Consider the following 12,670-nt stretch of genomic DNA (forward strand, 5'->3'; position numbering starts at 1 on the left):
GCGCGATACCAAAACGCTGTACCCCCTATTGATCAATATTTTATGACGATATAGTAATAAGGACACATGATGATTAAAGAGATTAAACAAGACGGCGAATCACGTATGCAAAAGACGCTAGAAGCGCTTGATAATACGTTTGGCAAAGTACGTACTGGCCGTGCACACCCCAGTATGTTGTCAGGGGTGATGGTCAGCTATTATGGTGCAGACACGCCGCTAAACCAAGTCGCCAGCGTCAACGTTGAAGACTCACGCACGCTATTGGTACAACCGTTTGATCGTACTATGGTACAAGCGGTGGACAAAGCCATCCGTGAGGCAGATCTGGGTCTCAACCCAATGACCGCTGATGTGATCCGTGTGCCAATGCCAGCCTTGACCGAAGAGACGCGCCGCGACATGCAAAAATTGGCGCGCGGCGAAGCTGAAAACAGCCGTGTATCGATCCGTAACATCCGCCGCGATATGCTCAGCGATGTCAAAGACCTTGCCAAAGAAAAAGAAATCTCAGAAGATGAAGAGCGCCGTGCCAGCGATGACATTCAAAAAATCACGGATAAGTTCATCGACACCATCGATAAAAAGCTCGACGCTAAAGAAGCTGAATTGATGGCGGTGTAAGCCATATGGCAGAACGCCGATACACTGTGCTGGATAACGACAGGTTTTGCAGCACAGTGATATAAGCAGTTGTATAAATTGATAATGGCTTAAAGAGATAGCCAGTGGCCTAAATGTTGGCGCCGCTGTCTGTCCTTGGCATTGTATTGCTTTGTCGCACGGCACAACGGTTACGGTTGTAATGGCACTAAGCCCATTATGATACCAGCCGTTATCAACCAATTTTTCTCATCATAAGCAGTGTATCTCATGTCTACTTTTGCGCCCGCAGCACCCGCCCTGATTCCCCAGCATATCGCCATCATCATGGATGGCAATAATCGCTATGGTAAAGCTCATGCACTCGGGAAGGGACAAGGACATATTGCGGGTAAAAGCGCCTTAGATCCTATCGTAGAATATTGTGTCGAAACGGGCGTTAAGGTGCTGACTGTCTTTGCATTTTCTAGCGAAAATTGGCAGCGTCCACCAAAGGAGGTGGCGTTACTCATGCAGCTGCTATCGTTGACTATCAATGAGCAAATGCCGCGCATGGAAAAGTACCAAATCAGACTGCGTTTTATCGGGGATCGCAGTCAACTGGATACGCCGCTACAAGAGCAAATGGCAGACGCTGAAGCCAAAACGGCAAACTTTGAAGCCATGACATTGGTCATTGCCATCAGCTATGGCGGCCAGTGGGATATTGCCAATGCCGCACAGCAGTTGGCGCAGCAAGTGGCAGCAGGTACGCTAAGTGCTGATGAGGTGACCAAAGAGCGTTTGGCTGAACACGTACAACTGGCGGACACGCCTGCGGTAGACATGCTGATTAGGACGGGCGGTGAGTACCGTATCTCGAACTTTTTGCTGTGGCAATCGGCATATGCAGAGTTGTTTTTTACCGATACGCTATGGCCAGATTTTAAGCCAACTGATCTTGCGGTATTGATTGCTGAATTTGCTCAGCGTCAGCGCCGTTTTGGTAAAACCAGTGAACAAATTGACGCCCAAACGCCACCATTGGCGTAGCTGTGTGCTGATAGTAGCAGCGGCGCGTTATGCCAAAAGCCATGTGTTATGGATATGGATACTGGCTTAACGCGCGCTTGATATGATGACTGATTACCCCGATGTCTTTCATAATTATAAGGTATAACCAATATGTGGCAACGGATTAAAACGGCAGTTATCCTGATTATTATCGTTGGTATTGCATTATTTGCCAGTGCCTCTCCCATTTTATTCGCGCCGCTGTTGATGGTTGGGGCAATGATTGGTGCCCATGAGTGGAGCAAGCTGATGCCAACATGGCCGCAGCCACTGTATTTTGTGCTGCTGGTACTGGCCGTCATTGTGATCTCTTTATGGTTTGATATCACATGGGTCGCATGGTGGGCGGCATCGCTGTTGATATGGCTGATGGCACTGTCTTGGGTACTTCGCTTTCCAGAGCGTACTACCAACTGGTATGGCAATCAGCTGGCACCTATTGGGGTGGTGGTATTAACAGCATCAATCACCGCCATGTTTTATCTGTGGCAGCTGTCGCCATGGTGGTTACTGTATGTGTTTTTATTGGTGTGGTGCGCAGACAGTGGCGCTTACTTTGTCGGACGCAAGTTTGGCCGTCGCAAAATGGCACCCAATGTATCGCCGAATAAAAGCATGGAAGGGCTGGCTGGTGGTTTGGTTACGGGCACATTGGTGGTTTTATTCATCAGTATGTATAAGCTACAATTACAAGGCACGGCGCTGATGGCTTTTGTCGCGCTGTCAGCGATTACCATTTTGGCCTCTGTACTGGGCGACTTGTTTGAGTCGATGCTTAAGCGCCGTGCAAATATTAAAGACTCAGGCACTATTTTACCCGGTCATGGCGGCGTACTGGATCGTATCGATTCGCTATTGTCAGCGACGCCAATCTTTGCGCTCGGTTTTTGGGGTTTGCAGCAATTGGGTCTGTTTATCGTCTGATCGTTTAGTCCATAAGCGGTGGCTATCATCATATGGTCGCCGCATACCTCCTCTCTTTTTTATCTAAAGTTTATTCTTTCTCACTAATTTATAGGCATCCACGGTTATGACGCAACGCATCGCCTTACTTGGCGCAACAGGTTCTATTGGCGATAGTACACTCGCGATTTTGGCGATGCATACACAGGATTATGAGGTGTATGCGTTATCGGGTTATCAGCGTTTGGACAAGCTGTTTACGCTGTGCCAACAGTTTAAGCCAGCTCGCGTGGGTGTGCCCAGTGCCGATGTTGATGCGTTCGCTAAGCGTTTGCGTGCAGCGGGTCTAGCGATAGATGTGGTCGGCGGCGCAGATGGACTGGTCGATATCGCGACCGATACGGCGGTTGATACGGTGGTTGCGGCCATTGTGGGCGCGGCTGGATTGCCCTCAACGTTGGCGGCTGCGCGTGCTGGCAAGCGTATTTTGCTGGCCAATAAAGAAGCGCTGGTCATGGCAGGCCAAGTCATGATTGAAGCGGTTAGAACCAATGGTGCCACGCTGCTGCCCATCGATTCTGAGCACAATGCCATTTTTCAGTGTTTGCCATCTGCCATTCAGCAGGACAATACGCAGATTCATGAGCAAAGCCACGGCGTACGCAAGCTATGGTTAACCGCCTCAGGTGGACCATTTTTGAACCAATCGTTTGAGCAGATGCAAAAAGCAGGCGTGGCCGAGGCGGTCAAACACCCAAACTGGTCGATGGGGCAAAAAATCTCAGTCGATTCGGCAACCATGATGAATAAAGGGCTAGAGCTGATTGAAGCTTGTCACTTATTTGACTTGCCAGAGGGTAAGATAAATGTGGTGATTCACCCACAAAGTATCATTCACTCAATGGTAGAATACAATGACGGCAGCTTTTTGGCACAGCTGGGTAGCCCCGATATGAAAACGCCGATTGCTCATGCGCTCAGTTATCCAAATCGTATTGATAGCGGCGCGCAGCCTTTAGACGTGTATGCGCTGAGCAATTTGGCTTTTATTGAGCCTGACTTACAAAAATTTGCTTGTCTCAGATTGGCGCGTCAAGCCATGCAAGCAGGTACGCAGGCGACGACGGTGCTCAACGCCGCCAACGAAATCGGGGTCGCTGCCTTTTTGGCAGGACGGGTGCGCCTGACCGATATTGCTGATATTAATGAGCAGGCGCTGACACAGGTTCAAGTGCCCTTGTTAGATGCTACGGCAGACATTGCTGATATTTTAGCCATTGACGCGACCGCGCGGCGTTATACCGATGCGCTGATTGCAAAAATGGCATAACCTAGACGAGATACGGTCATGACGATTTTATTAACGATATTGGCAGCCATATTGGTACTTGGGCCTTTGGTGGCGCTGCATGAATGGGGACATTTTATCGTTGCGCGTCTGTGCGGCGTAAAGGTTTTGACCTATTCGATTGGTTTTGGGCCCAAGCTTGCAGGTTGGACCAGCAAGCGCAGCGGCATTGATTATCGTATCTCAGCGCTACCACTTGGTGGTTATGTCAAAATGCTTGATGAGCGTGAAGGGGAAGTGGCTGTAGAAGAACAGCATTTGGCCTTTAACCGTCAGCATCCGCTCAAAAAAATAGCCATCGTCGCGGCTGGCCCACTCATGAACTTTATCATCGCTATTGCGCTGTTTTGGGTGTTGTTTATGACCCCATCAGAGCAGCTGTCGACCAATATTGGCACAGTACTGCCCGACACTCCTGCGGCAATGGCGCAAATGCCCGCAGGTGGTAAAGTGGTGGCCATTGACGGTCATGAGGTGCAAACGTGGGAGGCGATCAATTACCGTTTAGCAGGGCGTATGGGTGAGACGGCCAAGGTCAGCATTACTGTCCAAGGCGATACCGCTACTGATCAGACCACCTATCAAGCACCCGTCAGCCACTTTATGCAAGGTGATGCCAAGGGCAAAGACGCTTTGACCAGCTTTGGTATATTGCCGTGGCAGCCAGATATCGCGCCTGTCGTCGGTCAGCTGTCTGAAGATGGCGCAGCGCGTCGTCAAGGTTTAGAGGTGGGCGATCGTATCACGGCGATTAACGATACACCCATCAACGACTGGATCAGTGCCACGCGTATTATCCGTGACAATCCTGAAACCCTGCTTGATTTTACCGTCCAGCGCGATGGCAAGCCTGTGGCGTTACAAATCATGCCGCAAGGTAAAAAAGACAATATGGGCAATCCCTATGGACAGATTGGCGCGATGGTGGCCAAATCTGAGATTGTCGTTCCTGATGCTTATAAAACCACCGTCGTGTACGGCCCTGGCCCTGCCTTAGCGCAATCTTTTGCAAAGACAGAATATTTGGCAGTCATGACCGTCAGCTCAATGGGGAAAATGCTTTCGGGTATGATCGGCTTAGACAACCTCTCAGGGCCGATCACCATTGCTAAAGTAGCCAAACAGAGCTTTGAGATCAGTTGGGAAACCGTGCTCTCAACAGCAGCTTTGATCAGTTTGAGCTTGGCCGTACTTAACCTACTGCCCATTCCAGTGCTGGATGGCGGGCATATGGTGTACTATTTGATTGAGCTGATTCGTGGTAAACCAGTGTCAGAGAGCGTACAGGTGATTGGCTTAAATATCGGTTTACTCTTGCTGGCAGGTTTCATGGTGTTAGCAATTGGTAATGATATCAGCCGATTGTTTTGATACGCTGGCTATAAATGTGCGCAGCAAAACGCGCCACAATAACGTCTGTAAGACGCTAACTATGTGTGATCGGCTGCAGTAGGCGATGATAGCCTCGCTATACTAATGGTAATTTTTAGTTTATTTTATGCGACGTTTTATATAGAGTATCTGCAGTTACTTTGAGTCGTCTTGCTTGTGCACAGAAACTGCGCTCAAGTAAGGACAACTGATTAATACTTTTTACCTTAACTTAAGCAAGTTTTTTATTGACGGATAGTGTTTATGCGTACGCCTTTATTTATGAGTGCGGCTGGGTTGCCGTTAGTGGTAGCGATGATGAGTGTGTCTGCACAAGCAGCAGACTTTGTGGTGACAGACATCGGCTTTACTGGTTTGCAGCGCATGACCCCAGATAGCCTCTATCCGGTGCTGCCGATTTCAGTCGGTGATACAATCACAGATGAAAACCTTGCAGCCAGTATCAAGGCATTGTATGCCACAAATAACTTCGCCAACATCCAAAGCCGCGTTGAGGGCAATCAGTTGCGCTTTGATGTGATTGAACGTCCAATCATCGCAGAAGTGAATTTTGATGGTAACAAACTTATTCCAAAAGAAGGGCTTGAGCAAGGGTTAAAAAATGCTGGCTTGTCAGTGGGTCAAGTGCTGAAACAATCGACCTTGCAGGGCGTGGCCAATGAGCTACAGCAACAATATATCAGCCAAGGCTACTACAATAGCGATATCGAAGTGGATCAAACGGTTTTAGATGGCAACCGCGTCAAGCTGGATGTGCGCTTTATCGAAGGTAAGCCTGCTAAGGTTGTTGATATTAATATCATCGGTAATCAGCACTTTAGTGACGAAGACATCAAGGATATTTTTGCCGTTAAAGAGTCATCATGGACACGTTTATTGTCCAAGTCTGACCGTTATGCCAAAGAAAAACTGGCAGCAAGTTTGGAAAACCTCAAAGCATTGTATCAAAACGATGGTTACGTGCGCTTTTCAGTGGATAACGCCGTACTCAATATCAGCGAAGACAAACGCAGCGTCTTTATCGAGATCAGCGTTAGCGAAGGGGAGCAGTACCAGTTCGGTGACATCAATTTTTTGGGCAAACCAACATTTGATACTGCTGAATTGCAAGACTTGGTGACCTTTGCACCGACTGAGCAATATTCACAAGCCAAGCTTGATGCCACTACAGCGGCGCTAAAAAATCGTTATGGCAATGAAGGCTACTATCTGGCCCAAGTGCGTCCAGTACCACGCATCAATGATGACACCAACGTTGTCGACGTGGATTATTATATTGATCCTGCACGTCCTATTTATGTGCGCCGTATCAACTTTAACGGTAACCTGCGTACGCAAGATGAGGTACTGCGCCGTGAGATGCGTCAGTTAGAAGGCTCACTGTCTTCTAACGAAAAAATCCAGCTATCACGCACCCGCTTGATGCGTACGGGTTTCTTCAAATCCGTTATTGTGGACGTAAAACCTGTTCCAAACCAACCTGACCAAGTCGATGTTAACTATACCGTAGAAGAGCAACCGTCTGGCAGCTCAACGGTCGCCGCTGGTTATTCACAAAGTGGCGGTGTTACTTTTCAGGTTGATTTGACTCAGAACAACTTTATGGGCACAGGTAACCGCGTTAAGGCGGCGTTATCACGATCAGAGACCCGTGACTCTTATAGTCTTGGTTATACCGATCCGTACTTTACCGAAAACGGTGTCTCACAAGGCGTGAGTGCTTATTACCGCGAAACCAAATATGACGACAAAAACGTCAGTAACTATGTGACTGACTCATATGGTGCAACGCTTAACTACGGCTATCCTGTGGACGAAACCAAACGTGTGAGTGCGGGTGTCAACGTCGACAAGACTTCAATTCGCGGTGGCCGTAACATGGGCGTATCCAATGCTCAGCAGATTATTGATGATGGCGGCCTTGCTGAACAATTTTTCGATGATCAAGGTCAGCTGACGGGCAACACAGGCTTTAAAAATGATTATATGACCTATAATTTGCTCTTAGGTTGGGATTACAGTACCCTTGATCGCCCAACATTCCCAACCAAAGGGATGAGCCATTCGGTTGATGCAACCATTGGCTTTGGTGATAAAAACTATCAAAAATTGATCTATCGCGGTAATGCCTACTATCCCCTTTACAAAGACTTTATTGCGCGTGGTTATGCCAAGCTTGGCTATGGTAATGATCTGCCTTTCTATGAAAACTTCTACGCTGGCGGTTATGGCTCAGTACGTGGCTACGAAGCTTCGACTTTGGGTCCAAAATCTAAAAAATATTATGATGCCGTTAATGATAATATTACCGCAACACAAGAAGAGGTCGGCGGTAATGCGCTGGTCAGCTTTGGTTCTGAGCTGATTTTGCCTATGCCTTTTAAAGGTGATTGGGCGGATCAGGTGCGTCCTGTGTTGTTTGCTGAAGGTGGACAGGTGTTTGATACCACGGATAAAGAAGATCGCACCTTTACCGACCCTGTCACAGGTGAAGATAAAGGCGTACCGCTACTGACACAGGACAACGAGCTGCGCTTTAGTGCAGGTGCAGGTGTGACTTGGTATACACCAATTGGCCCCATCTCGCTCAGCTATGCCATGCCAATCGGTGATAAAGAAGGCGATGAGACCGAAAAAGTACAGTTCCAGATCGGCAGCACCTTCTAAATTAGCGCTTTGCTGTGGTAGCATGCCATAGAGGATCTGCATAATCGATGATGAAGTCTTCGTGGGTTATCAAGCATATGCTTGATGACAGCCTTACTGATATGAATGATGTTGACTTATGATAACGATTGCACAACTGATTACCCAAATTGAGCAGCGCCAGCCTGTATTGAACAAAACTGAGCTAAGCGCGGCGCAGTTGAGTGTCACTTTGATAGGCGTGGGTAGTTTGACAGCTGCAAAAGCAGATCAATTGAGCTTTTTAGCAGACCCGCAATATATTTCGAGCTTGGCGAACAGCCACGCAGGCGCGGTATTGGTCACCGAGCAGTACCGTGACCAAGTGCCTGCGCCCACTGTCCCCTTGATTGTCGCTACCCCTTATCTTGGTTATGCCACTGCCAGTCAGGCCTTTGTGCGAGTGACTTCTGCTGTGGCCATCCACCCAACTGCTGTCATTGCTGACAGCGCGGTTATCGGTGCCGATGTCAGTATTGGCCCGTATTGTGTCATCGGTGAGGATGTGCAGATAGGCGCGCGCAGTTGCCTAAGCTCGCATGTGGTGGTTGAAGCGGCCACGCATATCGGTACTGATGCGATGATTAAGTCACAGGTGACCATCGGCAATGATTGTATCATTGGCGATCATGTGCGTTTGCATGCAGGAGCCAGTATTGGTGCAGAAGGCTTTGGGTTTGCACCAGCAGGTGATCCTAGCCGTGATGGCTGGGAGCGTATTGCTCAGCTTGGCCGTGTGATTATTGGCGATCATGTACGCATCGGCAGTCATACCTGTATTGATCGCGGTGCGATTAATGATACGGTTTTGGGTAATCATGTTATCATTGATAACCTTGTCCAAGTGGCACATAACGTGCGCATTGGTGATGGTACGGCCATCGCTGCGAAGACAGGTATTGCTGGTAGCGTGACTATTGGCAAGCGCTGCATTATTGGCGGCGCGGTGGGTATCAGCGGTCATATTGAGATTACTGATGGGGTGACTTTATCAGGCATGACCATGGTGACCAAATCGATAAAGACCGCAGGTTCTTACTCTTCAGGGACCGCCGCTATGCCTACGGCCAAATGGCGCAGAGCTGCAGTGCGTTTTCGTCAACTTGGCCAAACATAAGCAGCTCAGCCACCACTAGCTGTATTGTTATTCATTAAAAATCACGGATTGCCGCGATCACTTATTATTTTATTTATATCTACTGCAAGGAAGTTCTGTTATGAGCGCTACTGATATTGAGACCCTAACTGATGAAGACATCAATGCCTTATCCAAGCAAGGTCTGACGCTACCTTTGACGTATCATACGCTCAAGCATTATTTGCCGCATCGCTATCCTTTTATGTTGGTAGATAAGGTCACTGCTTGCAAGCCAGGCGAGTGCATCACGGGTATCAAAAACGTGACCATTAACGAAGAATTTTTTAATGGTCATTTTCCAGATGAACCCATCATGCCCGGTGTACTTATGGTCGAGTCAATGGCGCAGGTATCAGGCGTATTGGGCTTTATCAGTGCAGGTTTGACTGCAGAAGACGGCTATTTGTACTTGTTTGCAGGTGTGGATAAAGTTCGCTTTAAACGCCGCGTGATCCCCGGTGATCAGCTGATTATCCGTGCTAAAACCATCATGCAAAAGCGTGGTATCTATAAATTTGATTGTACCGTTCATGTCGAGAACGAGCTGGCCGCCAGTGCGCAAATCATGATCGCGCGCCAAGAGCAGCAGCCAGCTACCAAATAACGCTGCATAGTATTGGGTATCGTTTTTCTAATCGTATGGTGGTATGTTTCCATCATGATGTAATGAGAAGCATCAATCATCAGTCGATGATTATTGGCCGATTGATCCAAAATGCTGCGTTATTACTGTTATCACTACTGGCTGGTATGAAGCGCCTGCTTTATACCCAGCTTGATTGACCATTTATTCATATTACCTGAACAAAGGCCTACTTTATGAGTCAGATTCATCCTACAGCACTCATCTCACCTTCTGCTACGATTGATGACTCAGCAGTCATTGGGCCGTATTGTATCGTTGGTGATGAGGTAACGATTGGTGCGCATACCACGTTGCATCGGCATGTGGTCGTGACCAAAATGACGCGTATCGGTAAGCACAATCAGATTTATCAATTCGCCAGCATCGGTGAAGACTCTCAAGACTTAAAATATGATGGCGAGCCTACATGGCTTGAGATTGGGGACTATAACGATATCCGTGAGGCCTGTAGTTTGCATCGCGGTACCGCGCAAGATAAGGGCTTGACCAAGATTGGTAACCATAATTTGTTGATGGTCAATACCCATGTTGCACACGACTGCGTTATTGGCGATCACAATGTGATTGCCAATAATGTCGGTATTGCCGGTCACGTGACGATTGGTAATCATATTATCGTCGGTGGTAATTCAGGTATTCATCAGTTTTGCCGTATCGATGACTATAGTCTCGTTGGCGGTGCCAGCTTGATTTTAAAAGATGTGGCAGCCTTTACCATGGTTTCTGGTAACCCAGCACATGTTCATGGATTGAATATCGAAGGTATGCGCCGCAAGGACTGGTCATCTCAGACTATTGATCTGTTGCGCCAAGCCTACAGTACCATCTTCCGCTCAGGGTTGACCACAGCGCAAGCCCTTGTTTTGCTTCAAGATGAACTGTTGCCTATAGAGCCAAAAGTGCAGCTGCTGATTGACTCATTGCAGCAAAGTAAGCGCGGCGTGGTTCGTTAACCCATACTTATTTCTTTCATTAGGAAAGTCTGTTAGTCACGAAAAAACGGGCATAAATTTAAAAGCCATAACCAAAAGTTATGGCTTTTAATATTTTACAGCCACTTGACTTTTCTTATTGCTTAGCAGAAACTTCCTAATTATATTCCGTTAGACTCCAGTAACTTATTTTAACCAACCGCTAATTTGTAGTCTCTTTAAGTATCTGTCTTGATCTTTTGATGAGCTTGATAGCTTAAAGGGAGTTACTGCTAAATTTTAGGAGCATCGCATGGCAGAGCAAAGGGAAAATTGGTCCAGTAGAACTGGATTTATTATAGCCGCTGTCGGTTCAGCCGTTGGACTGGGTAACATATGGCGTTTTCCATATGTGGCTTATGACAATGGTGGTGGGGCATTTATGTTGCCTTACCTTATTGCGTTATTTACCGCAGGTATTCCATTATTATTTTTAGATTATGTTGTCGGACACAAATATCGTTCGGCGCCACCACGCGCTTATAAAAAGATGGTGAAATCTGCCCAGTTTATAGGGTGGTGGCAGACATTGGTCTCCTTTGTGATTGCCATTTATTATGCGGCGGTCATTGTGTGGGCAGGCAGTTATATGCTGTTCTCTTTTGGCCAGAAATGGGGAGAGGACACGACCAACTTCTTTGTCAGTGACTTTATCAAGCATACCGGAGATCTAAACGCGGTTTTCGTGCCACAGATGTTTACGGGACTGGTTATTGTTTGGGCTTTGGCGATGCTTATTATGTTTGGTGGTATCCGTAAGGGTGTTGAGATTGCCAATAAGATTTGTATTCCGCTGCTGATCGTATTGTTCGGTATTATGGTGTTCAAAGCACTGACATTGCCAGGGGCTGCTGTTGGTCTAAACGCATTTTTTGAACCCAATTGGGAGAAGATGAAAGACCCTAGCGTATGGTTGGCGGCTTACGGCCATGTGTTTTTCTCACTATCGGTAGGCTTTGGTATTATGGTGACCTATGCCTCTTACCTTAAAAAGAACACCAACCTGACAGGCGCAGGCTTAGTTGTTGGTTTTGCCAACTCCTCTTTTGAGCTGATTGCTGGTATTGGTATCTTTGCCGCGATTGGTTTTATGGCAGTATCGACAGGCCAAGATGTTGCAGAGGTGGCGAGTGGTGGTGTTGGCTTGGCATTCTTTGTATTCCCTAAAATCATCTCGACTATGGGGGCTAGCGGTGACTTCGTTGGTTTCTTATTCTTCGGATCTTTAGTCGTGGCTGGTATCAGCTCATTGGTTAGTATTCTTGAGGTGCCTATCTCTGCTTTCCAAGATAAATTCGGCTGGGCACGCAAAAAGGCCGTTGCTGTCATTGGTGGTGTGTGCGCAGCGATATCTATCGTGGCATTCTCGACTGGTAGCTCATTAGTATTGGTCGATGTTATCGATCATTTTGCGAACAACATCGGTATTGTCGCTGGTGGTCTATTATCGATTATCTGTGTGACTTGGTTTAACCGTCAAAAAATCCCAGGATTACTGGCGCATATCAATCGCATCTCTAGTGTCAAACTTGGCGGTGCTTGGGTGTTTATGCTCACGGTCATTACGCCAACGGTACTGACGATTGCTTTGGGTCTCAAGCTGATCAACTTGGTACAAGAGCCGTATGAAGGCTATTCAACGTCGATTCTATTGATGTTTGGGTGGGGCGTTGTGGTTTTCTTTGGCTTGGGTGCGTTTATACTGACTCGGATCAAAGGTCGATACGATGATGAAGATGACAAAGCACGCGCACTTGACGACGCTCGCTAATCAGATTGAAATTTTAATAGGAGCTTATTATGAGTACTTCAGCGGTTATTTTTATGATTATTTCAATGCTGTTAATATGGGGCGGGTTGATTGGGGCAATTTTGCATCTCAGAAAGCATCCTGATATCCCCATGAGTGAATTGCCAGATGATCACATTTA

At 47.4% G+C, this 12,670-nt stretch carries 11 protein-coding genes; all 11 read left to right on the forward strand.

What is annotated here, in order from left to right; all coding sequences use genetic code 11:
- Window positions 1-69: 69 nt before the first annotated feature.
- Window positions 70-624, forward strand: a complete 555-nt coding sequence (frr, locus tag ACFI32_RS13460; protein ID WP_462627115.1) for a ribosome recycling factor — start codon at window positions 70-72, stop codon at window positions 622-624.
- A 249-nt stretch (window positions 625-873) separates the two neighbouring features.
- On the forward strand, window positions 874-1,635 hold the full coding sequence (gene uppS / locus ACFI32_RS13465) for a polyprenyl diphosphate synthase (RefSeq protein ID WP_462627116.1): 762 nt from the start codon (window positions 874-876) through the stop codon (window positions 1,633-1,635).
- A 132-nt stretch (window positions 1,636-1,767) separates the two neighbouring features.
- Window positions 1,768-2,580 (forward strand): phosphatidate cytidylyltransferase, encoded by an 813-nt coding sequence (locus ACFI32_RS13470; protein ID WP_462627118.1) that lies wholly within the window; start codon window positions 1,768-1,770, stop codon window positions 2,578-2,580.
- Between the two features lie 106 nt (window positions 2,581-2,686).
- Entirely contained in the window at window positions 2,687-3,889 is a 1,203-nt protein-coding gene (ispC, locus tag ACFI32_RS13475; protein ID WP_462627119.1) for a 1-deoxy-D-xylulose-5-phosphate reductoisomerase, read from the forward strand.
- A gap of 18 nt (window positions 3,890-3,907) precedes the next feature.
- A complete protein-coding gene (gene rseP / locus ACFI32_RS13480) occupies window positions 3,908-5,278 on the forward strand; it encodes an RIP metalloprotease RseP (RefSeq protein WP_462627120.1) in 1,371 nt (456 codons plus the stop codon).
- 264 nt (window positions 5,279-5,542) lie between these two features.
- Window positions 5,543-7,966: an outer membrane protein assembly factor BamA gene (gene bamA, locus ACFI32_RS13485; protein WP_462627122.1), complete on the forward strand. Its 2,424-nt coding sequence runs from the start codon at window positions 5,543-5,545 to the stop codon at window positions 7,964-7,966.
- A gap of 118 nt (window positions 7,967-8,084) precedes the next feature.
- A complete protein-coding gene (lpxD, locus tag ACFI32_RS13490) occupies window positions 8,085-9,101 on the forward strand; it encodes a UDP-3-O-(3-hydroxymyristoyl)glucosamine N-acyltransferase (RefSeq protein ID WP_462627123.1) in 1,017 nt (338 codons plus the stop codon).
- Window positions 9,102-9,201: 100 nt separating this feature from the next.
- Window positions 9,202-9,726: a 3-hydroxyacyl-ACP dehydratase FabZ gene (gene fabZ, locus ACFI32_RS13495; RefSeq protein ID WP_462627124.1), complete on the forward strand. Its 525-nt coding sequence runs from the start codon at window positions 9,202-9,204 to the stop codon at window positions 9,724-9,726.
- 215 nt (window positions 9,727-9,941) lie between these two features.
- Window positions 9,942-10,721, forward strand: a complete 780-nt coding sequence (gene lpxA, locus ACFI32_RS13500) for an acyl-ACP--UDP-N-acetylglucosamine O-acyltransferase (protein ID WP_462627125.1) — start codon at window positions 9,942-9,944, stop codon at window positions 10,719-10,721.
- Between the two features lie 271 nt (window positions 10,722-10,992).
- Window positions 10,993-12,510: a sodium-dependent transporter gene (locus tag ACFI32_RS13505; protein WP_462627126.1), complete on the forward strand. Its 1,518-nt coding sequence runs from the start codon at window positions 10,993-10,995 to the stop codon at window positions 12,508-12,510.
- A gap of 29 nt (window positions 12,511-12,539) precedes the next feature.
- Window positions 12,540-12,670: methionine/alanine import family NSS transporter small subunit (locus ACFI32_RS13510; protein ID WP_462627131.1), on the forward strand; the 131-nt coding region annotated here is incomplete at its 3' end.

This window comes from Psychrobacter sp. PSi21, assembly GCF_054960615.1.